The sequence below is a fragment of the Nocardia sp. NPDC057440 genome (genome assembly GCF_042802915.1).
In the GTDB taxonomy this organism is placed as follows: Bacteria; Actinomycetota; Actinomycetes; order Mycobacteriales; family Mycobacteriaceae; genus Nocardia.
Map to the genome: position 1 here is coordinate 160,541 of NZ_JBHVDF010000014.1, position 24,108 is coordinate 184,648.

The window sequence follows — 24,108 nt, forward strand, 5'->3', positions numbered from 1 at the left end:
CCATGCGCAAAACCGGGCTCGCAGACCATGCGGGTCGCTGAATTGCGCCGTGACCACACTATGAAAGGCAATCAGCACATGGCTGTTCGCATCAAGCTCACCCGTCTCGGCAAGATCCGCAACCCGCAGTACCGCGTGGTCATCGCGGACGCCCGCACCCGTCGTGACGGTCGCGCCATCGAGAACGTCGGCAAGTACCACCCGAAGGAAGAGCCGTCGCTGATCGAGATCGACTCCGAGCGTGTGCAGTACTGGCTCGGTGTCGGCGCGCAGCCGACCGAGGCCGTGCAGCGTCTGCTGGAGATCACCGGTGACTGGCAGAAGTTCAAGGGCCTGCCGGGCGCCGAGGGCACGCTGAAGGTCAAGGCTCCGAAGACCTCCAAGCTGGACCTGTTCAACGCCGCGCTGGCCGCTGCCGACAACGCGCCGGTCGCCGACGCCGTCACCCCCAAGAAGAAGGCCGCCAAGAAGGACGAGGCCGCTGAGGCGCCCGCCGCCGAGGCCGCCGAGTAATGAGTGCAGTCGTCGCCGATGCCGTCGAACATCTGGTTCGCGGCATTGTCGCCAATCCCGATGACGTCCGCGTCGAGCTGATCACCGGCCGTCGCGGACGCACCGTCGAGGTGCATGTCCATCCCGAGGATCTCGGCAAGGTGATCGGGCGCGGCGGTCGTACCGCGACCGCGCTGCGCACCCTTGTCGCCGGTATCGGCGGGCGGGGCATCCGGGTCGACGTGGTCGACACCGACGCCTAGATGGAACTCGTCGTAGGGCGGGTCGCCAAGTCGCACGGTGTGCGTGGCGAACTCGTCGTCGAGGTCCGCACCGACGAACCCGAGGCACGTTTCGCGCCGGGCGCCACACTGCGTGGCCGCCTGGCGCGATCCAAAGAAGTCCGTGACTTCACCGTGGATTCGGCCCGAGAGCACTCGGGCCGACTTCTCGTGCATGTCGCAGGCGTCGCCGACCGCACCGCCGCCGACGCGCTGCGCGGCACGTTGTTCTTCGTCGACAGCGCCGACCTGCCGCCGTCGGAGGATCCGGACGAATACTACGATCACGAGCTGGAGGGGCTGACCGTCCAGCTCACCGACGGCACCGTCGTCGGCAAGGTCACCGATGTGCTGCATTCCGCTGCGGGAGAACTGCTTTCGGTGCGCGCCGCCGAAGACGGCAGGGAGATCCTGATCCCGTTCGTCAATGCCATCGTGCCCACGGTGTCGCTGGCCGACGGTCTCGTCGTCATCGATCCACCCGAAGGTCTCCTCGATCCGGAATGAAGGCGGGATGAGACACAGTCACCCAGTGCTTGTGCCGCCGAGGTGTGGGAACTCCCGGGCCGTGGGGTCGGCATGAAACTCGATGTCGTCACGATCTTTCCGGAGTATCTGGAGCCATTGCGCACCGCGTTGCTCGGCAAGGCGATCGACAAGGGCCTGATCTCCCTCGATGTGCACGATCTGCGCCGCTGGACGCATGACGTGCACAAGTCCGTCGACGATTCCCCCTATGGTGGTGGGCCCGGCATGGTCATGAAGCCGACCATCTGGGGCGACGCCCTGGACGAAGTCTGCCCCGACGACGCGCTGCTGGTCGTGCCGACCCCCGCCGGCGTCCCTTTCACCCAGGCGACCGCGCAGCGCTGGGCCACCGAGCAGCACCTCGTCTTCGCTTGTGGCCGCTACGAAGGCATCGACCAACGCGTCTTCGATGACGCGGCCCGCCGGGTGCGTGTCGAGGAGGTCAGCATCGGCGACTACGTCTTGATCGGCGGCGAGGCCGCCGTCCTCGTCATGACCGAGGCGGTTGTGCGTTTGCTGCCCGGCGTCCTGGGCAATCAGCAATCCCACCAAGAGGATTCGTTCTCCGACGGCCTCCTGGAAGGCCCGAGCTACACCCGCCCGGTGAATTGGCGCGAGTTGGAAGTCCCGCCGATCCTGCTGTCCGGCGACCATGCCAAGGTCGCGGCATGGCGCCATGAGCAGTCACTCGAACGAACGCGCGCCCGGCGCCCGGACCTGCTGCCGCCGGACTGATTTCGCGCCACTCGCGGGGTTCGTCGATCCGGCGACAGGTCGACTACCGCAGGTGCTGGTGATCCGGTTCGGTCACTGTCGACCGGTTCGCCCGGACGATCTAGGGCAGCAGGCCATGGCGGCGGGCGATCACGACGGCCTCGTGCCGTGAATGGGTATCGAGCTTGCTCATCGCATTGCGGAGGTAGCTCTTCACCGTTTCCGGGCCGAGGGAAAGGCGTTGTGCGGCTTCCTGATTGGTGCATCCGAGCGCGATCTGAGACAACACGTCAAGCTCACGGCGCGATAGTCGCGGCGCATCCGGCGTCGGCGCCCCGGTCATGACGCGGGTCAGCCGTTCGCACACATCATGCAGACGCGTGCGCAGCTTCTCGTCCTCGGCCGAGCGCGCCATGCCGCGCAGTTCGGCATGGATATCGCGCAATTCCTCGGTGACCGCGGGCGCGGTGTCCGGGGTCGGCGCGGCCAGCTCGAGCAGTCGGATGCGCCGATCCACCTCGTCGCGGATGGCGATCTCGGCGGCGAGCCGCCGACCTGCCTCGACCATGAGATCGGCGGTCCGGTCGCCGAGCGGTGAGCCGCCGCGATTGGCAGCGTAGATGACCGCGCGGGAGTGGTCGTCCACGACAACCGGGACCGCGACAACGGAGCGGATGCGCTCGCCGGAGACCGGCCCGTCGTAGTGATGGGTGATCGAGGACGCGTTGCGGTAATCGGCGACCGACGCCGGTCGTCGCATGTCCATGACCCGGCCGCCGAGCCCGGAGGTGCGCAGCACCGACAGTCCGCGCAGTCCGTTGGTCATGGTGCCGACGAATTCCGTCAACAACAATGCGTCGTCGTGCACCTCGCCGCCGAACACCACCGGGACCCCGGCCTTGTTCGCCACCCAGCGGATCTCTGCGCGCAACGCGTCACCGTCGCGCGGGCGCAGCAGGGGGGTGGTGTGGGTCAAACGACTCACCCCTTTTCGGGGGTAGTGGCGAACATGATGTGACCCACATCCTATTCGACGAGGGGTGAGGTGGATCACGGATGAGGAGAGGCGACATGAGCACGGACCTGAATGCGCGGGTGCGCGAGCTGCTGGAGCGCTACGACGGGCCCGGCGCGTGTGCGGCGGAGCTGTTGTGCGACCGGCATTCGGAGGCCAAGGTCGCGTTCACCGTTGTCGATGCCGACCTCGGCGCGATCGACCTCACCTACGGTGAACTTCGCGAGCGCTCGGCGCGGTTCGCCGCGGCGCTGGCCGAGCAGGGCGTCGGGCCGGGGGATCGGGTCGCGACGCTGATGGCCAAGTCGGTGGATCTGGTGGTTGCCCTGCTCGGTATCTGGCGGCGCGGTGCGGTGCACGTACCGCTGTTCACCGCGTTCGCGCCGCCCGCCATCGCATTCCGGTTGGCTGCCAGCGGCGCGGTGCTCGTTATCGCCGATGCCGATCAAGCGGGAAAGCTGGCCCCAGGTGCGGACATTCCGGCCGCTGCGCCGTGGACGGTCGTGGTCGCCGGCGACGAGGCGACCGCGCAGCTGCGGTTCGCCGATCTGCTCGCCGCGCACTCCGCCGATGATCCACGGGCCGCGGCGGTCGCCGTCGGCGGCGACGGTCTGCTCGTGCAGCTGTTCACCAGTGGCACCACCGGTACGCCGAAGGGCGTCCCGATTCCGGTCCGCGCGCTGGCCTCCTTCCACGCCTATCAAGAGTTCGCGCTGGATGTCCGTGCGGAGGACGTGTTCTGGAATGCCGCTGATCCGGGCTGGGCCTATGGGCTCTATTACGCGATCCTCGGCCCCCTGGCCGCGGGCATGCGCAGTCTGCTGCTGCACGCGAGCTTCTCGCCCGCGCTCACCTGGCAGGTGCTCGCACGCTTCGGCGTTACCAACTTCGCCGCCGCACCGACGGTGTATCGGGCACTGCGAGCCGACGACACCCCGGTGCCCGCGGGCGTGTCGCTGCGCCGGGCCTCTTCGGCCGGTGAGCCGCTCACCCCCGAGGTCGTCGCATGGTCCGCGCAGCATCTCGGGGTGGCCGTGCGCGACCACTACGGGCAGACCGAGCACGGCATGGTCATCTGCAACGCCTGGCACGACGAACTGGACACCACGGTGCCGATCGGCTCGATGGGCAGGCAGCTGCCAGGCTGGACCTGCGCGGTGCTCGCGGACGACGCCGACATCGAGGCGGAGCCGGGACAGCTCGGCCGGGTCGCCATCGACACCGAAAGCAGCCCGCTGCTGTGGTTCCTCGGCTACCTCGATGCCCCCGAACGCACTGCGCAGCGCTACACCGCGGACGGGCGCTGGTATCTCACCGGCGATGCGGGCTCGCGGGACGCCGATGGCTTCTTCCGCTTCTCCTCCCGCGACGACGACGTGATCATCATGGCGGGCTACCGCATCGGCCCGTTCGAGGTGGAGAGCGTGCTCGTGTTGCACGAGCAGGTCGCGGAGGCGGCGGTGGTCGGCATGCCGGACGAGCTGCGGGGTGAGGTGCTCGAGGCATTCGTGGTGCTGCGCAACGGCTCCGCGGGCGACGAGGATCTCGCCGAGGAACTGCAGCGGCTGGTCAAGGAGAAGTTCGCCGCGCACGCGTATCCGCGCCGAGTGCATTTCGTGGCAGAGTTGCCCAAAACGCCGAGCGGCAAGGTGCAGCGGTTCGTGCTGCGGCAGCAGGGGAGCAAGTGATGCTGTCGGCACCGCTGCCCAGCTACGCGTCGGGCATCTCGGACACGCCCCTGCTCGGCGACACCATCGGCGCCGATTTCGATCGGACGGTGGCCGCTCATCCCGACCGGGAAGCGTTGGTGGACTGCCTATCCGGTCGCCGCTGGACCTATCGCCTGCTCGCCGACGCGATCGACACGCTGGCCACCGGCCTGGCCGCGCGCGGAATCGGTAAGGGTGACCGAGTCGGTATCTGGGCGCCCAACTGCCCGGAATGGTTCATGGTGCAGTACGCGACGGCGAAGCTCGGCGCGATCCTGGTGAATATCAATCCGGCATACCGCACCAGCGAATTGGAGTACGTGCTGCGCCAGGCCGGGGTGCGGATGCTGATTGTCGCGCGCGCCTTCAAATCGTCGGACTACGTCGCGATGATCGAGCAGGTCCGGCCGGGATGCGAAGGACTGGAGCAGGTGCTCGTGCTCGGCGCACCGGAATGGGATGCGTTGGCGCAGGGGGATATCGACGTCGATGGGCTTGCCCGGATCGCGGCGACATTGTCCACCGACGACCCGATAAACATTCAATACACCTCCGGCACGACAGGATTCCCAAAGGGTGCGACGCTCAGTCATCACAACATCCTGAACAACGGCTACTCCGTCGGGGAGCTCTGCGGCTACACCGAGCAGGACCGGATCTGTGTTCCGGTCCCGTTCTATCACTGCTTCGGCATGGTCATGGGCAATCTGGCGAGCACGAGCCACGGTGCGGCAGTGGTGATTCCGGCGCCGTCGTTCGACCCGATCGAGACCCTGGCGGCGGTGGCGGCGGAGCGTTGCACCTCCCTGTACGGGGTGCCGACCATGTTCATCGACCTGCTCACCACACTGGACAGTGCGCCCGCCGACGCCGCGCCGGACCTCTCGAGTCTGCGCACCGGCATCATGGCCGGCTCGCCGTGCCCCGTCGAGGTGATGAAGCGGGTGATCGACCGCTTGGGCATGCGTGAGGTCTGCATCTGTTACGGCATGACGGAAACCTCGCCGGTGTCCACCCAGACCCGCCGCGACGACAGCATCGAGCGGCGGACCGCGACTGTCGGCCGGGTCGGGCCGCACCTGGAGGTCAAGATCGTCGATCCGGCAACAGGTCTGACGGTGCCGCGCGGCGAACCCGGCGAGTTGTGCACCCGCGGTTACTCGGTGATGCTCGGCTATTGGGAGCAGGCCGAGAAGACCGCCGAGGTGATCGACGCCGCCCGCTGGATGCACACCGGCGATATCGGCGTGATGGACTCCGACGGTTATCTCGCGATCACCGGCCGGATCAAGGACATGGTGATCCGCGGTGGCGAGAACATCTATCCCCGGGAAATCGAGGAGTTCCTCTACGCCCATCCCGACATTCTGGACGCCCAGGTGATCGGCGTGCCCGACCCGAAATACGGTGAGGAGCTGATGGTCTGGATCAGGATGCGTGCGGGCGCGGCGCCGTTGGACGCCGACGCGGTGCGCGCGTACTGCACAGGCAGGTTGGCGCACTTCAAGATTCCGCGGTACGTGCACATCGTCGACGAGTTCCCGATGACCGTCACCGGGAAGGTGCGCAAGGCCGAGATGCGGGAGCTGGCGAAGGACTTGCTGGGGTGATGACAACCGTGTCGAACCGACCGGGGCGACGCCACATACACGTCGGTTCACCTGGGTGCGGCCTCGTTGTCAGCGGACGACGGTAGTGTCTGCGGACGTGACGACAGCGCCCGAGACCGCCAGTGCAGAGTCCAGCCCCAGTTCCGACAGTGCGAACCAAGCCAGCGTCAACCGTCGCATCGCCGACGAGCTGGCGGTGCGCGAGAGCCAGGTCCGCGCGGCCGTCGAGCTGATCGACGCAGGCTCGACCGTGCCCTTCATCGCGCGTTACCGCAAGGAGGTGACCGGCGGTCTCGACGATGCGCAGCTGCGCCAGCTCGACGAACGCCTGCACTACCTGCGCGAACTCGATGAGCGCCGGGCCGCGATCGTCGAGTCGATCCGAAGTCAGGGCAAGCTCGAGCCCGCACTGCACCAGCAGATCATGCTCGCCGAGACCAAGGCCAGGCTCGAGGACATCTACCTGCCGTTCAAGCCGAAGCGCCGCACCAAGGCGCAGATCGCGCGCGAGGCGGGCCACGAACCGGTCGCCGACGCGCTGATCACCGATCCCGGCACCGATCCCGCCCAGTACACCGCCGAGCAGCTCGACGGCGCCCGCGCCATCCTGGTCGAACGATTCGCCGAGGACGCCGACCTGGTCGGTGAGCTGCGTGAGCTGATGTGGAACCGCGGTCAGATCAGCTCGGCGGTGCGCCCGGGCAAGGAGGAGGCGGGCGCCAAGTTCGCCGACTACTTCGAGTTCAGCGAGCCGTTCACCAAGCTGCCCTCGCACCGGATTCTCGCGCTGCTGCGCGGCGAGAAGGAAGACGTGCTTTCGCTGCAGCTGGAGCCGGACACCGAGGAACTCGCGCCGGGCGAGCGCAGCATCTTCGAGGGCCGCATCGCCGTGCAGTTCGATATCGCCGACCGCGGTCGCGCGGCCGACAGCTGGCTGCTGGACACCGTGCGCTGGGCATGGCGCACCAAACTGCAAGTGAGCCTTGGCATCGACACCAGGATGCGGTTGCGACAGGCGGCTGAGAAGGATGCCGTCGACGTGTTCGCCGCCAACCTGCGCGACCTGCTGCTCGCCGCGCCCGCGGGCACCAGGACCACCATGGGCCTCGATCCTGGCTACCGCACCGGTGTGAAGGTCGCCGTCGTCGACGCCACCGGAAAGGCTGTCGCCACCGAGGTCATCTACCCGCACAAGCCGCAAGGCCAGACCGAGAAATCGCTCGCCGTGCTGGGTGCGCTGGTCGCCCGGTTCGGCATCGAGCTGATCGCCATCGGCAACGGCACCGCCTCCCGCGAGACGGATGCGCTCGCCGTCGAACTGATTTCGCGAATTCCGGAGAACAAGCCGACCAAGATCGTGGTGTCCGAGGCGGGCGCCTCGGTCTACTCCGCCTCGGCCTACGCCACGCAGGAACTACCGGATATGGACGTGTCGCTGCGCGGTGCGGTGTCGATCGCGCGCCGCCTGCAGGACCCGCTCGCGGAACTGGTGAAGATCGACCCGAAGTCCATCGGCGTCGGTCAGTACCAGCACGACGTGTCCGAGACCCTGCTGGCCCGCTCGCTGGGCGCGGTGGTCGAGGACGCGGTGAACGCGGTCGGCGTCGACGTCAACACCGCGTCGGTGCCGCTGTTGGCGCGCGTTTCCGGCATTGCCGGTTCGGTCGCGGAAAGCATTGTGGCGCACCGGGATCAGAACGGCCCGTTCCGCAGCCGCACCGCGCTGCTCGAGGTGCCGCGGCTCGGGCCGAAGGCGTTCGAACAGTGCGCGGGCTTCCTGCGCATCCGCGGCGGCGAGGACCCGCTCGACACCTCCGCGGTGCACCCCGAGGCGTACCCGGTGGTCCGGCGCATCCTGGAATCGACCGGTAAGGGCGTCACCGAACTGATCGGTAACACCGGGACGCTGCGCGCGCTGCGGGCCGCCGAGTTCACCGACGAGAAGTTCGGCGTGCCCACCGTCACCGACATCATCGCCGAGCTCGAGAAGCCCGGCCGTGACCCGCGCCCCGAGTTCAAGACAGCCGAATTCGCGGCGGGTGTGGAGAAGGTCGCGGATCTGAAGCCGGGCATGGTGCTGGAGGGCGTGGTCACCAATGTGGCCGCGTTCGGCGCGTTCGTCGATGTCGGCGTGCACCAGGACGGTCTCGTGCACGTGTCGGCGATGTCGCACAACTTCGTCAAGGACCCGCGCGAGGTGGTCAAGTCCGGTGACGTGGTCAAGGTGAAGGTGCTGGAGGTCGATGTCGCACGCCAGCGCATCGGGCTGTCATTGCGCCTGGACGACGAGCCTGGCACCCCGGTCAAGGGCGAGCGCGGTGAGGGTCGCGGCCGTGGTCAGGGCGAGCGCGGTCCTGGTAGTCCCGGCCGTGGCGGGTCCGCCGCCGGTGGACAGCGGCAGAATGGTCAGGGTCGGTCGCAGGGACAGGGCCGTGGCCAGGGGCAGGGTGGCAACCAGGGGCAGGGTGGCAACCAGCGCCGAAACGCGCCCGCGCCGACCGGCTCGATGGCCGATGCCCTGCGCCGGGCCGGTTTCGGACAGTAGGACCACAGGCGGAGGTATGTAGGCGGCCATGCGACGGTGGCTCGAAGACGATGTGATCGCGCAGGGCAGACTTCCGCTGCTGTGCTTTTTGCTCGGGTTCATCGTCGGGTTCCTGTTGATCAGGCTCAGTGTCCGGCTGATCCGTAAGCGGGTGCGCTGGTGGCCGGGCAATCTGCGCTCCGGTGGGGTGCACATCCACCACATGGTGTTCGGGGTCATCCTGGTGCTGCTGTCGGGCATCGGGATGGTCACCATGTACCAGAACGCGGACACGCTCACCGCAAGCCTGCTCGCGGCCGCCTTCGGCGTCGGTGCGGCCCTGACCCTCGACGAATTCGCGCTGATCTTCTACCTGCGCGACGTGTACTGGGAGGAGCAGGGCCGCACCTCGGTGGACGCGGTGTTCGTCGCGCTGGCGGTGACCGGGCTGCTCCTGCTCGGCTTCCACCCGCTGTGGTTGTTGGACATCAACGACTTTCGCCGCGATCCCAGCATCGAGATGCGGGTCTTCGTCGTCGCGTTCTCGGTGGTGAACCTGGCGCTCGCGGCCATCGTCATTGCCAAGGGCAAGATCTGGACCGGCCTGTTCGGCATGTTCTTCCTGCCGTTGCTCTTCGTCGGTGCGTTCCGGCTGAGCAGGCCGGGCGCGCCGTGGGCACGCTGGCGCTATGGCGACCGACGCCGGATGATGTACCGATCGATCGTGCGAGAACGGCGTTATCGACGCCCGATGATCCGAGCCAAGATCTTCGTGCAAGACCTGATAGCGGGCAAACCCGACGTAGAGCACGTCCGTACCGCCGCCGAGGCGGAGCTGACCAGAACGGTCGTCCCCGCCCCGCCTGCACCGCACCATCCCCACCGCCACCACCTCCCGTGGTCATCGGAGCACGACACCCCTCGCTGAGCGCTGTCACGACGAGTGGGCGGCGCACCACGGCGACCGTCGGCGCTGTGTCGCGGTCAGACGCCGCCCGCCGAGGCCGCGTTCGGATCTACTGGTTGTCCTGGGAGATGGTGTCGAGGCGGGGCAGGCGGGCCGGGTCCGACAACAGGGCGGATGGGTCTCGAAGGCGTCCTCGCGGCGGGACTTGCGGGCGCGCAACATGTCCAGGCACACCCGGCTGACCGCTGTGGTCAGCCAGCCACCGAGATTGTCGATTCCACCGGGATGACGCGGCCCAGCCGCAGCCAGGCTTCCTGCACCGCATCGTCGGCCTCGGTCAGCGAACCGCGCGCCGAGGAATGGGCTTACGCGGGCCTGACCTTCGTTTACGGCGGCGCTGCCGCCTCGCGCATCGCGGTGGGCGACGAGCCGAAGGCCCGGCTGGCACCGCTCGGTTTCGCCGGCCTGCGCCTCGCCTCCTGGGCACTTCGGGCGGCGATATTGCTGCGCTGCGCCGGCGAGTAAGATCGACGGCGGCAGCTCCGGAGACCGCGGTCCGATTTCGTTGTCGACGGTGCACCGAACAGCCGCCAGCAGGGGCCGATTTTCGTCGCGACCCGCTGATCTGGCACAATGCTCAGGTTGCCCTGGGTGTTTGTCGACCCGGTGCACCCCCTTATTCGGAGCATGAACCGGTCGAGCACGTGCAGTGCCGCCAGGGTCCTCTGTTCGCGCAAACATCAGAAGGATGGACATGAACACCCTTGACTTCGTCGACGAAAAGTCGCTGCGCAGCGACGTCCCCGACTTCCGGCCGGGTGACACCCTCAATGTGCACGTGAAGGTCATCGAAGGCTCGAAGGAGCGCATCCAGGTCTTCAAGGGCGTCGTTATTCGGCGCCAGGGCGGTGGCATCCGCGAGACCTTCACCGTCCGCAAGGTGTCGTTCGGTGTCGGCGTGGAGCGCACCTTCCCGGTGCACACCCCGAACATCGACCACATCGAGGTCGTGACCCGCGGTGACGTTCGCCGCGCCAAGCTGTACTACCTGCGCGATCTGCGTGGCAAGGCTGCCAAGATCAAGGAAAAGCGCTGAATCTTTCCACCGGGCCCTCGGCACGGCGGGTTCGCGGTCGCAGTTAGCCGCGAATCGAATTGAATACTCGGTTAGCCCGGCACTACGCGGTTCGTCGCGATGCCGGGCTAATCTGTTCCGCGTGGCAGACGAAAGTGGGTCGATGACGGTTTCGGAGTCGGACGACGAAGGATCGGGTCGCCGCCGCGGTAAGCGGCGCGCCAAGAAAAAGCAGCGCCCGTTCTGGCAGGAGCTACCGATCCTCATCGTGATCGCGGCGGTGATCGCGGCCTTGACGGTCAGTTTCGTCGGGCGGCCGTATGTGATCCCGTCGGAGTCGATGGAGCCCACGCTGCACGGCTGCAGCGGTTGCACCGGCGACCGCATCTATGTGGAGAAGCTGAGTTACTACTGGGGCGATCCGACGCCGGGCGATGTCGTGGTGTTCGTCGGTCCGCCGTCCTGGAACACCCGATACCAGTCGATCCGCTCGGGCAATACCGTTGTCCGCGGTGTGCAGAACTTCTTCTCCTTCTTCGGGTTGGTGCCGCCGGATGAGAACGATCTGGTGAAGCGGGTGATCGCGGTCGGCGGTCAGACCGTGCAGTGCTGTGATGCCCAGGGACGCATCCTGGTGGACGGAAAGCCGTTGGACGAGCCGTACGTCAAGAGCGACTTCGCCTGGGTGCCCGGCCAGCAGAACGCGACCTACCCTTCGGGCCGGGTGTTCGGCCCGATCAAGGTGCCGGACGGCAATGTGTGGGTGATGGGCGACAACCGCAACCATTCCTCCGACTCGCGCGCCCACGTTGCCGACGAGCTGCAGGGCACCGTCCCGGTGGACAACATCCGTGGCAAGGCCGTGTTCAAGATCTGGCCGCCCGGACGGATCGGTCCGGTGCGCGCTGAGGATCCCCAGACGAATTGACGGGCCGAGGCGAGGCGATTCGCGCGGCCGCAGGATAATTGAACGGTGGGGCAAGGTCGAGTGGCACAGGCTAACGGCGGGACGCCGACCAATGGTTGGCCGCCGCGTGTCGTGATGCGCCGGGCAGGTGGATTGCGCACGCTCGAGGCGGCATTGATCCGCAGCGGACTCGGTCCGGTCGCCGGCGTCGACGAGGCGGGCCGCGGGCCGTGCGCGGGACCGCTGGTGGTCGCCGCGTGCCTGCTCGCGCCCAAGGCCTACGACAAGCTGGCCGGGCTCGACGATTCCAAGAAGCTCGCTGAGCCGGTGCGCGAGGAGCTCTATCCGGTGATCACCCGGCTGGCGCTGGCGTGGAAGGTCGTTGTCATCCCGGCTTGGGAGATCGACTCGATCGGCATCCACGTCGCCAATATCGAGGGCATGCGCCGGGCCGTCGCCGGGCTCGGGCAGACGCCCGGATACGTGCTGACCGACGGATTCCGGGTGCCGGGCATTCCGGTGCCGTCACTTCCGGTGATCGGCGGCGATGCCGCCGCGGCCTGCATCGCGGCGGCGAGCATCCTGGCCAAAGTCACCAGGGACCGAATGATGGTCGAACTGGACGAGCGACTACCCGGGTACGGTTTCGCGGCGCACAAGGGTTACAACACGCCCGAGCACACGGCCGCGCTCGAGCGGCTCGGACCGAGCAACGAGCACCGGCGGTCGTGGCGCAATGTGCGCGAGGCCGCCGGCCTTCGCCCCGCCGTCAGCGCGCCTGCGTACGCCGATGCGGTGCTCGCTGCCGGCGGCGGCGACATGGCTTCCGAAGTTCCCCAGGCCTTGGGTGGGGATAGCCGAGTGGCTACCGACGCTGCCCATGCGCGATGATGTCAGCACACGCAGTGCGGCGAGAAGGAGGACGTCCCACCCGATGAGTGCCGAGGACCTCGAGAAGTACGAAACCGAGATGGAGCTCTCGCTATATCGCGAGTACAAGGACATCGTCGGTCAGTTCTCGTACGTGGTGGAGACCGAGCGCCGCTTCTACCTGGCCAACTCCGTAGAGCTGCGGCCGCAGAACGCCGACGGCGAGGTGTACTTCGAGGTGCGTATGAGCGACGCGTGGGTCTGGGACATGTACCGACCCGCCCGCTTCGTGAAGCACGTTCGAGTGATCACCTTCAAGGACGTCAATATCGAAGAGCTGGAGAAGCCGGACCTGCGCCTGCCCGAGTAGCACGTCGCACTGACCGTCCGGGGCCGGACCAGCCGATATCGCGCGAGGTTGTCCACAGCTGAGCGGCTATCAACAGGGACGCAGTGCGCGCAGGTCGGCTCGGCGGCGCCGGGGACGGCTCGGCGCACGCTGGCTCGGTGACTGATAAACAGGCGCTCGGCGCGCACGGGGAAGAACTGGCGGCACGGTTCCTGCAGGCCGCCGGGATGGAAATCGTCGGCAGGAACTGGCGATGCAGGTACGGCGAACTCGATCTGATCGCCCAGGACGCTCGCATCACCGCCTTCATCGAAGTGAAGACCCGATCCGGACTGCAGTTCGGCACACCCGCGGAAGCGGTCACCTTCACCAAACGGCAGCGGATCCGGCGGCTGGCCCTGATCTGGCTCGCCGAACAAGACGGCCCGTGGCGACACATTCGGTTCGATGTCGTGTCGGTGTTGGTGACTCGCGAGCACGGCCCCGTCATCGACCATCTGAAGGCGGTCTTCTGATGGCTCTGGGCAGAGCGCATTCCGTCGCCGTGACCGGGGTGGACGGCCTGCTGGTAGAGATCGAGGCGGATATCGGACAGGGGCTGCCCTCGGTGCATCTGGTCGGGCTGCCGGACACCGCGCTGCAGGAATCCCGCGACCGGGTGCGCTCCGCCGTCGCCAACTCGGGAGAGAAGTGGCCCGACGGCCGCGTCATCCTGGCGTTGTCACCCGCGACCCTGCCGAAGGTCGGCAGTGTGTACGACATTGCCTTGGCCACAGCCGTTTTGGATGCGGCGGGTGTGATCCCGTCGGAGCGGCTCGCAAAGACCGTCCTGCTCGGTGAACTCGCGCTCGACGGTCGGGTTCGAGGGGTGCGGGGCATCCTGCCTGCGGTGATCGCCGCACGCAACGCGGGCAGGCAGACGGTGATCGTGCCCGAATCCGCCATGGCCGAGGCGGGTTTGGTGGATGGGATCACGGTGTACGGAGCGGCAAGCCTGCGCACCCTCGTCGCGTGGCTGCGCGGTGAAGGGACGCTGGCAGAGCCAGACGGTGTGCTGCCCGATGTCGTACGTTCCGGTGGCGATCTGAGCGAAGTCGTCGGCCAGGAAGAAGCCAGGTGGGCGTTGGAGGTAGCCGCGGCAGGTGGCCACCACCTCTTGCTGACCGGTCCACCTGGCATCGGTAAAACAATGCTGGCGCAACGCCTTCCGAGCCTGCTGCCGCCACTGTCGGAAACCGAGGCACTCGAAGTGACGGCCATCCACTCGGTGGCGGGCGCGCTGTCCTGCGACCAGCCATTGATCACGATGCCACCCTTCGTCGCACCCCACCACTCCACCTCGGCGGCCGCGATGATCGGCGGCGGCTCGGGCTCGGCCCGGCCCGGCGCGGTGAGCCGCGCCCATCGCGGTGTGCTGTTCCTCGACGAATGCGCCGAGATCGGCACGAAGGTGCTCGAAGCGATGCGAACTCCGCTGGAGGAAGGCGAAGTGCGCATCGCTCGCCGCGACGGCGTCGCCCGCTATCCGGCCCGCTTCCAGCTCATCCTCGCGGCGAACCCGTGCCCGTGCGCACCGGCCCGCGACATCGACTGCATCTGCGCTCCCCTCGCACGCCGCAGATACCTCGGCAAACTCTCCGGTCCGCTGATGGACCGCATCGACATCTGGGTGCAGATGCACGGTCACGTCGGGGCAGGCTTCAGCACCGAGGCCGCCGAAAGCAGTGCCACCGTCCGTGACCGCGTGGCCGCGGCCCGCGGAGTGGCTGCGCAACGATGGCGCGAATACGGCTGGGCCACCAATGCCGAAGTCCCCGGGCACGTACTACGCCAGCAATTCCGCCTACCGCGCGAGGCGGTGGCCCCGGTAGAAGCCGCCCTACGTCTCGGCCGACTGTCCGCCCGCGGCGCGGATCGCGCCATGCGAGTCGCGTGGACCATCAGCGACCTGCGCGGCGCCGGCCAACCTACCGCCCAAGACGTCATGTCCGCATTGAACTTTCGCCAGCGCGGCGCACAGTGAGCGAGGTGATGGCGGGCGAGCCGCCGGGTGTGCGCGGTGGCCGAGGCGAGACATCTACGTCCGGTCCGGTGGCTGTGGGTGGTGATGAGGCGGCAGTCGAGGGTTCGGGGGCCGCCTGTGTGTCAGGGGATTCAGGTTGCGGCGTGGTTGTGGCGCAGAGTGCGGTGCTGGTTGGTGGACGATATGACGCGTCCGGTGCCGAGCCGAGGGTGGGCGGCGGGGGGACGTCGATCGGCCCTGGGCAGGAGTATTCGGGGCCGTCGGTCGTGAGTGGGGGTGAGAGCGGGGCTGTGTGGGCTGTTGTCGGGGGCGCGCGCGGTGGCGAGGTCGAGGAGCGGAGGTTGGCTTGGGCCTATTTGTCTCGGGTCGTCCAGGGGCCTTGTGCGGCACTGTCGGCATTGATCGAGTCCGTGGGGGCGGTCGAGGCGGCGCATGCTGTGCGGGGGTGCGCGCTGCCGGAGTCATTGCGGGGGCCGACCGAGCAGCGGCGTGGAATTGACAGTGCCGCAAAGGATTTGGATCTGATGCACCGGATCGGTGGGCGGTTGGTGACACCCGATGATCCGGAGTGGCCTGCCTGGCGGATGTTGGGGCTGAGTCAGCTCGACCCTGGGCGCGACCGGGATGGTGCGGCGCCGCTGGCGTTGTGGGTGCGTGGGCCGCGCTCGCTGTTGGAGTCGAGTGAGCGTGCGCTGGCGGTGGTCGGAGCTCGATGTAGTAGTGGCTACGGCGATCGTGTCACCGGGGAGATCGCCGGCGACCTCGCGGCACAGGGGTGGACGATCGTGTCGGGTGCGGCGTTCGGGATCGACGGTATGGCGCACCGCGCAGCGCTGGCGGTCGGTGGTGCGACTATCGCGGTTCTCGCCTGTGGCGTCGACCGGCCGTACCCGGCTCAGCACGCCCGGCTGCTCGCGGAGATCGCCGAGTGCGGACTGGTTGTCAGCGAATATCCGCCTGGCACGGTCGCGCACAAGCACCAGTTTCTGGCTCGCAATCGTCTGATCGCCGCATTGGCCGATGGCGTTCTCGTGGTGGAAGCGGGTCTGCGCAGCGGCTCTCGCAATACCGCGAAATGGGCTCGCCGCCTCGGCCGCCCGGCATTGGCGGTCCCCGGCCCGATCACCTCCGCGTCCTCCATCGGCTGCCATCGGATGATCCGAGAAGGAGAGGCGGTACTCGTCACCCGCTCCGAGGAGGTGATCGACGAGGCAGGCCCGCTGCGACTATCCCTGTCGACCGATCGGCGACCTGATCCGGGAGATCGTCTGTCCGGCGCCGAATCCGCGGTCTTCGCCGCCCTACCGAAGATCGGTTCCCGCCTACCACGAGACCTCGCCGACCAGTCCGGTCTGGCACTGGCCATCGTCCGGGCCGTCCTACCAGCACTCGAGCTGTCGGGGCTGGTCGGCACGGATGGAAACGGCTGGTACCGAATAGCAAGGCCACCGAAATCTTGAGGGCTCAAAGGCAAATATCGAATAGGCCTCGCTACCACGTGTCACTCGTAGAGCAATGAGGGCGAGGGGTCCGCCGGGGGCCACTCGGTGGGCTGAATGGAGTTGGACCGGGCGACGGTTCGGTCGCTCGAGGGGAGGGGTGACCGGGTGCCGATCGGCGCGCTGGCTTGCCAAGCGGGCTGATGCGGGCGACGGTGGGTGGATGGAGTTGCCGGAGGATCTCGAGGCGTTGCTGGGGGAGTTCGGACGGCACCTGCGGCTCGGGCGGAACCGGTCGGCGCATACCGCGCGTGCTTATCTGGGTGATGCGCGGTCGCTGTTGGCGCATCTGTATGAGCGGTCGGCGGATTCCGCGGTGCGGGAACTGGATCTGGCATTGCTGCGATCCTGGCTCGCGCAACAGGCGAGTGCGGGCGTCGCGCGCACGACGATGGCACGGCGCGCGTCGTCGGCTCGGACCTTCACCGCCTGGCTGACCAGCACCGGCCGGTTGGAAACCGATCCGGGGTTGCGGCTGGGGTCGCCGAAGGCGCATCGGGTGCTGCCTGCGGTGCTCGGCGCCCAGCAGGCCGTCGCGGCCATGGACGCGGCGGAATCCGGTGCCGTGCAACGTGATCCCATGGCGCTGCGCGATCGGCTGATCGTGGAGCTGTTGTACTCGACCGGGATTCGAGTGAGCGAGCTGTGCGGGCTCGACATCGACGACATCGATCGGGAGCGACATCTGGTCCGGGTCCTGGGCAAGGGAAACAAGGAACGATCGGTGCCGTTCGGTGTGCCTGCCGACGACGCCATCGGGAATTGGCTGCGGTACGGCCGGCCTGCGTTGGCCACCACGGACTCGGGGCGTGCGCTGCTGCTGGGCCGCCGCGGCAAGCGCCTCGATCAGCGCCAGGCCAGAACTGTTGTGCACGAGGTGGTTTCGGCGATACCCGGCGCGCCCGACATGGGTCCGCATGGGTTGCGTCATTCGGCTGCCACGCATCTGCTGGAGGGCGGCGCCGACCTGCGGGTGGTGCAGGAACTGCTCGGCCACGCCAGCATGGCCACGACCCAGTTGTACACACACGTTTCCATCGAGCGGCTGAAGAAGGTGCACGACCAAGCTCATCCGCGGGCCTAGGCTGCCGCGCCCCCATCAACGGCGATCTTTTCTGGAACGTGTTCTTATGCTTGGAAGCCATGTCGTAGACATTGAAAGCCGCTATTCTGACACGAGTTCTAGTTTTGGAGGATTCGTGGACGCCGCATCATCGGGTGATCGGCAGCCGGTCGCCCCATGTCCGGGAGCCGGTACCGGCTCGTGCGAGCTGGTGCGTTGATGACCACTCACACCATTCTCGGCAAAGACATCCACATGCCGGTGCGGATCCGGCTTGCGCGCACCTTCATGACTACCTACGCGGTGCCCGCCGACGCCGCGCAGCGGCTCATCGACTACTCGGGTCTGGATATCCTGCGCCTGCCCGGCGGCCGTGCCGTCTGCACGCTCGTCTTCGTCGACTACCTCGACGGCGATCTCGGCCCCTACAACGAATTCGGCGTCTCCTTCATGGTCCGTCACCATCGCGCCGCCACCACCCGGTTCGGTGACCTGCGTGCCGTGCTGACCGGTGGCGCCGGTGTCTTCATCCACCGGCTCCCTGTCGACGGCGAGTTCACCCTCGCGGCAGGCCGCGGAATCTGGGGATTCCCTAAGGAACTCGCCGACTTCACCGTGCATCGCGACAGTGGTTCGCGCCGCGGTGTGCTGCACCAGGACGGCAAGCTCGTCGTCGACCTGGCGGTCCGTCCTGGCATCGCGCTGCCTTCGTGGCGCAATACCGCAACGTCGTTCGACGCCTACTCGCACATCGACGGCGTCACGCGCTGCACACCGTGGCAAATGGCACCTGTCGGCATGCGCGCCCGTGTAGGCGGGGCCGACCTCACCCTCGGCGACCATGCCTGGGCGGCCGAGCTGAGCTCGGTGGGATTGCCCAAGCGTGCGCTCATGACTTCTGTCGTCGATCACCTCGCCATGACCTTCCAGGACGCCGTGCCCGTGTGAGGCAATCGAGCCGTCCCGGGTTCGCTGTCGCGCAGCGAGGTTCGTGGACGGTCATCCTGGTGACGGTTACGCTGACGTTGCGGATTGTTTGCTTACGGCACGAAACCTGACCAGAGATGGAGTGGCGCCCGTGAACCCCGACGATCGGCATCGCACCGCAGAAAGACCTCGTGAGCTGGAGGAGCATCACGGTGTCGACGCCGAGATGTGGGGGAAGTTCCGGGCGATACACGGTCCCAGGCACCTCCTCGATGGCGCGGCGCCCGCCAGCGGGTTTCTTCTCGGCTATTCCGTCGCCGGTGCTGAGGTCGGTGTTTTCGTCGCCATTCTGATCGTTGTCGCCCTGGCCGCCGTCCGGCTCGTCCACGGCGATTCGGTGCGTGTCGTCGCGGTGTCGGTGCTGGTCATCCTGGTGTTCTCGTTGTTCGTCGACATCACGGGCCAGGGTCGCGGCTTCTACCTCCCCGAAGTCGCGCTGTGCGTGGTGATGACCGTGCTGTTCGGTGCGACCCTGCTCACCGGCAAGCCCCTCAGCTACACCATCTGCCGCCGGATCCGGCTCGAGCCCGCCGTGCTCGCCGATCCGGCCACGCGGCTGCGACTGCATCGGCGAATCACAGTGGCCTGGTTCGTATTCTGGGCGGCGCACGTCTTGGTGATGTTGCCGCTCTACCTGGCCGACAGCACTGTTGCTCTCATCCTCGGCAAACCCGCGCTGGTCGTCATGCTCGCCGTTACCTGGCTGTGGGTCCGCGAGAAATCGGGTGAGCCGACCAGCCGAGCCGAGGCGGCGTGACGCTACCGAGCCCGGCCGAAGAGTCCGGCGACGATGAAGAGGAAATCGACTACCGCTTCACTCTCGCGAACGAGCGCACCTTTCTGGCCTGGATACGCACCTCGCTCGGTCTGCTCGCAGGCGGTGTCGCCGTGCACACTCTGGTCCAGCCGTTCCGGATGTCCGGGTTTCGACGAGCGATCGCGCTGAGCTGCATCGTGCTCGCGGTGATCATCGCGATCGGCGCGTATACACACTGGCGACGCGTCGGCGCCGCGATGCGCCGCGGCGATCCGCTGCCCGTCACCATCATGGTGCCGATTCTGTCGGTGGGCATCGCGCTGGTGTCGGTGCTGGCGTGTGTGGCGGTGTTGCTGCGATGAGCTCGGCGAGCCTTGCCGTGGAGCGCACCGCATTGGCATGGCGGCGCACCGCGATCGCCGCGATGGTCATCGCCGCGTTGTTCCTCAATCATGCGGCGACCAATGGCTGGCGCGCGGCCGCAATCGCACCGCTCGGTGCGGCCATCACGCTGGCCGTGCTGGCGGGGGTCTGCTACTCCCGCAATCGCAGTCTGCACGAAGGTCGCTTCGGTCACGGGAAAGGCGTTGTCGCCGCGACGGCGCTGGCGGTCGTGGCCGTCGCCTGTGTAGCGGCGGCGATCGAGATGACGGATCCGCAATCCTAATGCGTTCCGGCCCAGGTGATTCCGCAACCACACAGGAGGATGAATATGAGCGCAGCAACAGAGCCGAGCGACTTCATCATCGCCGAGCAGCGGCGCGCGGCCGCGGCGCTACCACTCGCGGACACGGCCGATCTCGCGGATGTCGATCGCGGGTTCATCGCGGCGCTGGAGCCGGGTGTGGTCACTACCTCGGACGGAACTGTGGTGTGGGACAACGACTCCTATGGCTTCCTGCGTGAGCCGTGCCCCGCCTCGGTCAATCCGAGCCTGTGGCGGCAGTCCGGGTTGGTCATCAGGCAGGGTCTATACGAAGTCACCGAGGGGATCTACCAGATCCGCGGCCTCGATCTGTCGAACATGACACTGGTCGAAGGCGACACCGGTGTGATCGTCATCGATCCGCTGATCTCCGCGGAAACCGCCGCCGCCGGGCTGGCGCTGTATCGCACGCATCGCGGTGACCGGCCGGTGACCGGGCTCATCTACACCCACTCCCACGCCGACCATTTCGGCGGCGCGCTCGGCGTGACGACCACCGAAGATGTTGCGGCAGGGCGTTGTCCAGTGGTGGCTCCCGCCGGATTCCTGGAGCACGCGGTGGCCGAGAATGTCTACGCGGGCACCGCCATGGCGCGCCGGGCTGCCTACATGTATGGTGCCGCGCTGCCGCGCGGTCCGCTCGGACAGGTCGGCGCCGGACTCGGCCAGACCACCTCCCTCGGCACCGTGACCCTGATCCCACCCACCATCGACATCATCGCCACCGGTCAGGAGGAGGCAGTCGACGGAGTTCGGATCGTCTTCCAGATGACTCCGGGCACCGAGGCGCCCGCCGAAATGAACTTCTACTTCCCCGATCATCGGGCGCTGTGCATGGCCGAAAACGCCACCCACACACTGCACAATCTGCTCACCCTGCGCGGTGCGCTGGTGCGTGATCCGCACATCTGGGCGAAGTACCTCACCGAGGCGATCAACATGTTCGCCCGCGATTCCGATGTCGTGTTCGCCTCGCATCACTGGCCGACCTGGGGCACTGAGCGCCTCGTGGAATTCCTTGCGCTGCAACGTGATCTGTACGGTTACCTGCACGATCAGACGCTGCGGCTACTGAACCAGGGTTATGTCGGCAACGAGATCGCCGAGATGATCGCGCTGCCACCGGCCATCGAGAATGCCTGGCACACGCGCGGGTACTACGGTTCGGTCAGCCACAACGTGAAGGCCATCTATCAGCGGTACATGGGCTGGTTCGATGGCAATCCGGCCCATCTCTGGGAACACTCGCCGGTCGAATCCGCTCAGCGCCATGTGGAATTCATGGGCGGTGCCGAGGAGGTGCTGCGCAAGGCGCGGGTTTCCTACGATGCGGGCGACTACCGCTGGGTCGCGCAGGTGGTCAACTACGTCATCTTCGCCGATCCCACCAATGCGGCCGCGAAGACCTTGCAGGCCGACACCTTCGAACAACTCGGCTATGGCGCGGAAAACGCCACCTGGCGGAACTTCTACCTCAGCGGCGCCTACGAACTGCGCAACGGCACCTTCGGCACCCCGACCAAGCCCGACTCGCCGAGCGTCATCGCCGCGTTGACCGTCGAGCAGATCTTCGACGTCATGGCTTTACGTGTGAACGGGCCGAGGGCATGGGACCGGCGTGCGGTCATCGACTGGCATATCAGCGACGAGAACCGGATCCACCGCCTGGAGTTGCGCAACGGACTGCTCACCCACTACGACCTGCCCACCGGCGTAACCATGCCCGACGCATCCGCCTCGTTCACCCTGTCCCGCGCAACCCTCATCCGGGTCCTGGTGGCGGGCGGGGATTTCGGCGCCGCCGTCGCCGCAGGCGACATCAGCCTGAGCGGTGACCCCACCAAGCTCACCGACATCGTGGGCGTCATCGACAATCCCGACCCGAACTTCGCCATCGTCACCCCGTGACCGCGAGCGACGCCACCTCAACCGCGCGATCATCGTTCGTGGCGGGGTGGGATGGTCGCTGGGTACGAGGCACGACTGTCGCTCAGTAGTGGTCTGTGACGTCGTTAGTGGGCGGTGCGCAGCCGTCATGCCGAGGCCATCGACACCGTCGACGTCCGCGCAGGCACCGTCGAGTACAGCGCCGTCGGCCTCGGTGCCGCCGAGGCCCGTCGCCGCGACCTCACCGAAGCCGATATCGAACAGATCGTCCGCGTGGAAATCGCCGACCGACATACCGCCGCAGACGAATACGACAGCCTGGGTCGCACCGACCATGGCGACTCGCTGCGCGCCGAGGCCGCGACCTTGGACGCTCTGCTGTAACCACGGCGACTCGAGAGGCAACCATGACCGGTCGGCGCATGGATGTGCAGCCGAGGCGCGTACCCGGCCGCCGCGCTGGACGCCCTGCTGCGACCGAGCGCCTACAACTATCGCTCGGTCGGCGCCTTGGTCGGTAGCGCGCCGATGTACTTGCCGGCGATGAAGCGCTGGACGAGCCGGACCACCGGCCCGCCGATGCGCGCGTACCAGGCTGCATTGCGGGAGAACGCGGTAACCAACCCGTACACGGTGTCATCGGCGGGGTCGTACTCCACGGCGAAGAGTTCCTCGCCGATTTCCGGGTGGCCGGGCAGCGTGCCATAGGCGAAGCCGCGCCGGTCGGACTCGTCGAGCACGTACACCACGCGGCAGGGCGCCGTTATTGCCAAGGGGCCGAAGCCCAGTCGCACTGTCAGCCGAGTGCCGGGCTGGGCGGTCGGTGTGGTCGCCTGTCGAAAGATGCCGGTGCCCTTCTGCATTCGATATGCCAGGATCTCCGCGCCCGCGTGCTCGAACAGTGTTCGTCCGTGCCCGATCCGTCGCCGCAGCCGGAAACGGTGATAACCATCCGGCAGCGGCCCCTTGGTGGCACCGACCTCGGAGTAGGTGAACGAAGGGTCACCGAGCGCGTTGTCCATACGTCGATCTTCGCCGTCGGAACCAAGGTTCGGAAGCGATCGTCGACAAACGCACCGTCGTCAACCGCTGGGTGCTGGTTGATGACGGCTCAGCCATTGTTGAGCACAGGCTTGAGCCGAAGCGGAACCGCATGCAACAACCCGAGCGGATCCACATACTCACGCCGGTTGCGTCCGCCGGCCTCCCGTCGGGCGCCCCAATGCAGGCACGCCGCCGCGGTGCAGCCCTCGTGACCGGCCTCCAGCTTCCCGATCGGCGTCCCACGCCCGACCCGGCTTCCCACCGAGACCGTTGCCTCGACCGGCTCATAGGTGGTCCGCAACCCACCGGGATGGTCGATCGACACCACCGGCTTGTCCGCAACCTTCCCGGCGAACACGACGATCCCGTCCCCGGCCGCCAACACCACCTGCCCGGCCATACCTGCCAGATCGACTCCGCGGTGCCCGGGTAACCAATCGTGTTCGAGCTTGTCGAACCGCCTCTCGATCGGTGGCCGCGGCTGCAACGGCCACCCGAACTGCCCGGCCGGAGCCGCGGCGACCGGCCGCTGCACCGCACCAAGCAGAGCGGCCACCCCGATGACGACGAACACCGCCCGCCGCCCGCCGCCGCGTCGACCGGCTTGCGCGCACTGTCCCGCGCTACCCGTGCCCGCCCTGCTGATGCGATTCATCCGAGATTCAGTGCGGAGGCAGCGGAAGCGGAACCTGCCGGACAAGATCCAGCAGCCGGAGCAGATCACCGGCCCTTCGCGGCAAGTCGCCCGCCGAACCGGTCCCGACTCCGAGCAGAGCTCCCGACCGCGACGGATCGGGACGCAACAAGCCAGGCGAAGTCCCCAGGCCGGGGACCGGCTGAACCAAGACGCCGCCCATCGAGCCCGTGCCAGCGGCGAGCCCGGCCTCCCAACTGCTCGGCGCAGGGCGTGGCGGCAAAGCGGCGTGGATATCGGAGGAAACAGGCCCAACAGGCCAGGGCGATTCCGGTGGCGCTGCGGCAGCGCTCGGCGCCATGACCAGCGAGCCCGCGAACAACAGTGGAATGAACATTGTCAGGAAAATGCTGATGCGATTCATTCCTCAACCCTCATCCGCCCGCCTCCTCGGCAGTACCCCGATCCGCCGATTGTGGACAACATTCGCAACTGTGGAGATCACGCGTTTCGCCTGCACAGGAACC

General features: G+C 67.3%; 26 protein-coding genes and 1 pseudogene. 22 read left to right on the forward strand and 5 right to left on the reverse strand.

The window, feature by feature from the left end; genetic code table 11:
- Window positions 1-78 precede the first annotated feature (78 nt).
- The 4 genes from rpsP (at window position 79) to trmD (ending at window position 2,036) form a co-directional block, all read left to right on the forward strand.
- Window positions 79-513, forward strand: a complete 435-nt coding sequence (gene rpsP / locus ACFU4Z_RS26565) for a 30S ribosomal protein S16 (protein WP_379067620.1) — start codon at window positions 79-81, stop codon at window positions 511-513.
- Window positions 513-755 carry an RNA-binding protein gene (locus ACFU4Z_RS26570; RefSeq protein ID WP_163822793.1) on the forward strand — a complete coding sequence of 81 codons (243 nt, stop codon included), beginning with the start codon at window positions 513-515 and terminating at the stop codon, window positions 753-755. Before rpsP ends, ACFU4Z_RS26570 begins: the two co-directional genes overlap by 1 nt.
- The gene (gene rimM, locus ACFU4Z_RS26575) at window positions 756-1,280 is read left to right on the forward strand and encodes a ribosome maturation factor RimM (protein ID WP_379067622.1); all 525 of its coding nucleotides are present in this window, start codon (window positions 756-758) and stop codon (window positions 1,278-1,280) included.
- A gap of 72 nt (window positions 1,281-1,352) precedes the next feature.
- Complete coding sequence (gene trmD / locus ACFU4Z_RS26580; protein ID WP_379067624.1) at window positions 1,353-2,036, forward strand: tRNA (guanosine(37)-N1)-methyltransferase TrmD; 684 nt, start codon at window positions 1,353-1,355, stop codon at window positions 2,034-2,036.
- Between the two features lie 100 nt (window positions 2,037-2,136).
- Here the strand turns inward: trmD and ACFU4Z_RS26585 are convergent, their stop codons facing one another.
- Window positions 2,137-2,991, reverse strand: coding sequence for a response regulator transcription factor (locus ACFU4Z_RS26585; protein WP_379067626.1), 855 nt, complete (start codon window positions 2,989-2,991; stop codon window positions 2,137-2,139).
- Window positions 2,992-3,086: 95 nt separating this feature from the next.
- On the opposite strand from ACFU4Z_RS26585, the gene ACFU4Z_RS26590 reads away from it, so the two are divergent.
- The 4 genes from ACFU4Z_RS26590 (at window position 3,087) to ACFU4Z_RS26605 (ending at window position 9,801) form a co-directional block, all read left to right on the forward strand.
- Window positions 3,087-4,718 carry an AMP-binding protein gene (locus tag ACFU4Z_RS26590; RefSeq protein ID WP_379067628.1) on the forward strand — a complete coding sequence of 544 codons (1,632 nt, stop codon included), beginning with the start codon at window positions 3,087-3,089 and terminating at the stop codon, window positions 4,716-4,718.
- Window positions 4,718-6,349, forward strand: coding sequence for an AMP-binding protein (locus tag ACFU4Z_RS26595; protein ID WP_379067630.1), 1,632 nt, complete (start codon window positions 4,718-4,720; stop codon window positions 6,347-6,349). Before ACFU4Z_RS26590 ends, ACFU4Z_RS26595 begins: the two co-directional genes overlap by 1 nt.
- 97 nt (window positions 6,350-6,446) lie before the next feature.
- Entirely contained in the window at window positions 6,447-8,894 is a 2,448-nt protein-coding gene (locus ACFU4Z_RS26600) for a Tex family protein (protein WP_379067632.1), read from the forward strand.
- Between the two features lie 28 nt (window positions 8,895-8,922).
- Entirely contained in the window at window positions 8,923-9,801 is an 879-nt protein-coding gene (locus tag ACFU4Z_RS26605; protein WP_379067634.1) for a hypothetical protein, read from the forward strand.
- A gap of 147 nt (window positions 9,802-9,948) precedes the next feature.
- Here the strand turns inward: ACFU4Z_RS26605 and ACFU4Z_RS26610 are convergent.
- Window positions 9,949-10,121 (reverse strand): annotated as a pseudogene (locus ACFU4Z_RS26610) (sigma factor); the annotation flags it as partial.
- 413 nt (window positions 10,122-10,534) lie between these two features.
- Here ACFU4Z_RS26610 and rplS point away from each other — a divergent pair.
- From rplS to ACFU4Z_RS26680, 14 genes are all read left to right on the forward strand, one after another.
- Window positions 10,535-10,876, forward strand: a complete 342-nt coding sequence (gene rplS / locus ACFU4Z_RS26615; RefSeq protein ID WP_029893064.1) for a 50S ribosomal protein L19 — start codon at window positions 10,535-10,537, stop codon at window positions 10,874-10,876.
- 142 nt (window positions 10,877-11,018) lie between these two features.
- Entirely contained in the window at window positions 11,019-11,783 is a 765-nt protein-coding gene (lepB, locus tag ACFU4Z_RS26620; protein ID WP_379067636.1) for a signal peptidase I, read from the forward strand.
- 60 nt (window positions 11,784-11,843) lie between these two features.
- Window positions 11,844-12,653: a ribonuclease HII gene (locus ACFU4Z_RS26625; RefSeq protein ID WP_379067638.1), complete on the forward strand. Its 810-nt coding sequence runs from the start codon at window positions 11,844-11,846 to the stop codon at window positions 12,651-12,653.
- A gap of 43 nt (window positions 12,654-12,696) precedes the next feature.
- Complete coding sequence (locus ACFU4Z_RS26630; RefSeq protein WP_011210678.1) at window positions 12,697-13,002, forward strand: DUF2469 domain-containing protein; 306 nt, start codon at window positions 12,697-12,699, stop codon at window positions 13,000-13,002.
- Between the two features lie 137 nt (window positions 13,003-13,139).
- Window positions 13,140-13,496 (forward strand): YraN family protein, encoded by a 357-nt coding sequence (locus ACFU4Z_RS26635; RefSeq protein ID WP_379067640.1) that lies wholly within the window; start codon window positions 13,140-13,142, stop codon window positions 13,494-13,496.
- The gene (locus tag ACFU4Z_RS26640) at window positions 13,496-15,004 is read left to right on the forward strand and encodes a YifB family Mg chelatase-like AAA ATPase (RefSeq protein WP_379067642.1); all 1,509 of its coding nucleotides are present in this window, start codon (window positions 13,496-13,498) and stop codon (window positions 15,002-15,004) included. Before ACFU4Z_RS26635 ends, ACFU4Z_RS26640 begins: the two co-directional genes overlap by 1 nt.
- Before the next feature lie 341 nt (window positions 15,005-15,345).
- Window positions 15,346-16,464, forward strand: coding sequence for a DNA-processing protein DprA (gene dprA, locus ACFU4Z_RS26645; protein WP_379067644.1), 1,119 nt, complete (start codon window positions 15,346-15,348; stop codon window positions 16,462-16,464).
- 202 nt (window positions 16,465-16,666) lie between these two features.
- Window positions 16,667-17,587, forward strand: coding sequence for a tyrosine recombinase XerC (locus ACFU4Z_RS26650; RefSeq protein WP_379067646.1), 921 nt, complete (start codon window positions 16,667-16,669; stop codon window positions 17,585-17,587).
- A gap of 198 nt (window positions 17,588-17,785) precedes the next feature.
- Complete coding sequence (locus ACFU4Z_RS26655; RefSeq protein ID WP_379067648.1) at window positions 17,786-18,514, forward strand: acetoacetate decarboxylase family protein; 729 nt, start codon at window positions 17,786-17,788, stop codon at window positions 18,512-18,514.
- A gap of 130 nt (window positions 18,515-18,644) precedes the next feature.
- Window positions 18,645-19,310 carry a DUF3159 domain-containing protein gene (locus ACFU4Z_RS26660; protein WP_379067650.1) on the forward strand — a complete coding sequence of 222 codons (666 nt, stop codon included), beginning with the start codon at window positions 18,645-18,647 and terminating at the stop codon, window positions 19,308-19,310.
- Window positions 19,307-19,672 carry a YidH family protein gene (locus tag ACFU4Z_RS26665; protein WP_379067652.1) on the forward strand — a complete coding sequence of 122 codons (366 nt, stop codon included), beginning with the start codon at window positions 19,307-19,309 and terminating at the stop codon, window positions 19,670-19,672. Before ACFU4Z_RS26660 ends, ACFU4Z_RS26665 begins: the two co-directional genes overlap by 4 nt.
- Window positions 19,669-19,977 (forward strand): DUF202 domain-containing protein, encoded by a 309-nt coding sequence (locus tag ACFU4Z_RS26670; RefSeq protein ID WP_379067654.1) that lies wholly within the window; start codon window positions 19,669-19,671, stop codon window positions 19,975-19,977. Before ACFU4Z_RS26665 ends, ACFU4Z_RS26670 begins: the two co-directional genes overlap by 4 nt.
- A 45-nt stretch (window positions 19,978-20,022) precedes the next feature.
- Window positions 20,023-21,924, forward strand: a complete 1,902-nt coding sequence (locus ACFU4Z_RS26675; RefSeq protein WP_379067656.1) for an alkyl/aryl-sulfatase — start codon at window positions 20,023-20,025, stop codon at window positions 21,922-21,924.
- A gap of 114 nt (window positions 21,925-22,038) precedes the next feature.
- Window positions 22,039-22,287, forward strand: coding sequence for a hypothetical protein (locus ACFU4Z_RS26680; protein WP_379067658.1), 249 nt, complete (start codon window positions 22,039-22,041; stop codon window positions 22,285-22,287).
- A gap of 107 nt (window positions 22,288-22,394) precedes the next feature.
- On the opposite strand, the gene ACFU4Z_RS26685 is transcribed toward ACFU4Z_RS26680, so the two are convergent.
- The 3 genes from ACFU4Z_RS26685 to ACFU4Z_RS26695 form a co-directional block, all read right to left on the reverse strand.
- Window positions 22,395-22,925: a DUF1990 domain-containing protein gene (locus ACFU4Z_RS26685; protein WP_379067660.1), complete on the reverse strand. Its 531-nt coding sequence runs from the start codon at window positions 22,923-22,925 to the stop codon at window positions 22,395-22,397.
- An 89-nt stretch (window positions 22,926-23,014) separates the two neighbouring features.
- Window positions 23,015-23,602 (reverse strand): M23 family metallopeptidase, encoded by a 588-nt coding sequence (locus ACFU4Z_RS26690; protein WP_379067662.1) that lies wholly within the window; start codon window positions 23,600-23,602, stop codon window positions 23,015-23,017.
- A 7-nt stretch (window positions 23,603-23,609) separates the two neighbouring features.
- Window positions 23,610-24,005, reverse strand: coding sequence for a hypothetical protein (locus ACFU4Z_RS26695; protein WP_379067664.1), 396 nt, complete (start codon window positions 24,003-24,005; stop codon window positions 23,610-23,612).
- Window positions 24,006-24,108: the final 103 nt, after the last annotated feature.

Bases quoted from the DNA above. Each gene is read 5' to 3' on its own strand.
- rpsP (WP_379067620.1), top strand. From the start codon at position 79: ATGGCTGTTCGCATCAAGCTCACCCGTCTCGGCAAGATCCGCAACCCG.
- ACFU4Z_RS26570 (WP_163822793.1), top strand. From the start codon at position 513: ATGAGTGCAGTCGTCGCCGATGCCGTCGAACATCTGGTTCGCGGCATT.
- rimM (WP_379067622.1), top strand. From the start codon at position 756: ATGGAACTCGTCGTAGGGCGGGTCGCCAAGTCGCACGGTGTGCGTGGC.
- trmD (WP_379067624.1), top strand. From the start codon at position 1,353: ATGAAACTCGATGTCGTCACGATCTTTCCGGAGTATCTGGAGCCATTG.
- ACFU4Z_RS26590 (WP_379067628.1), top strand. From the start codon at position 3,087: ATGAGCACGGACCTGAATGCGCGGGTGCGCGAGCTGCTGGAGCGCTAC.
- ACFU4Z_RS26595 (WP_379067630.1), top strand. From the start codon at position 4,718: ATGCTGTCGGCACCGCTGCCCAGCTACGCGTCGGGCATCTCGGACACG.
- ACFU4Z_RS26605 (WP_379067634.1), top strand. From the start codon at position 8,923: ATGCGACGGTGGCTCGAAGACGATGTGATCGCGCAGGGCAGACTTCCG.
- rplS (WP_029893064.1), top strand. From the start codon at position 10,535: ATGAACACCCTTGACTTCGTCGACGAAAAGTCGCTGCGCAGCGACGTC.
- lepB (WP_379067636.1), top strand. From the start codon at position 11,019: ATGACGGTTTCGGAGTCGGACGACGAAGGATCGGGTCGCCGCCGCGGT.
- ACFU4Z_RS26630 (WP_011210678.1), top strand. From the start codon at position 12,697: ATGAGTGCCGAGGACCTCGAGAAGTACGAAACCGAGATGGAGCTCTCG.
- ACFU4Z_RS26640 (WP_379067642.1), top strand. From the start codon at position 13,496: ATGGCTCTGGGCAGAGCGCATTCCGTCGCCGTGACCGGGGTGGACGGC.
- ACFU4Z_RS26650 (WP_379067646.1), top strand. From the start codon at position 16,667: ATGGAGTTGCCGGAGGATCTCGAGGCGTTGCTGGGGGAGTTCGGACGG.
- ACFU4Z_RS26655 (WP_379067648.1), top strand. From the start codon at position 17,786: ATGACCACTCACACCATTCTCGGCAAAGACATCCACATGCCGGTGCGG.
- ACFU4Z_RS26670 (WP_379067654.1), top strand. From the start codon at position 19,669: ATGAGCTCGGCGAGCCTTGCCGTGGAGCGCACCGCATTGGCATGGCGG.
- ACFU4Z_RS26675 (WP_379067656.1), top strand. From the start codon at position 20,023: ATGAGCGCAGCAACAGAGCCGAGCGACTTCATCATCGCCGAGCAGCGG.
- ACFU4Z_RS26685 (WP_379067660.1), bottom strand. From the start codon at position 22,925: ATGGACAACGCGCTCGGTGACCCTTCGTTCACCTACTCCGAGGTCGGT.
- ACFU4Z_RS26690 (WP_379067662.1), bottom strand. From the start codon at position 23,602: ATGAATCGCATCAGCAGGGCGGGCACGGGTAGCGCGGGACAGTGCGCG.
- ACFU4Z_RS26695 (WP_379067664.1), bottom strand. From the start codon at position 24,005: ATGAATCGCATCAGCATTTTCCTGACAATGTTCATTCCACTGTTGTTC.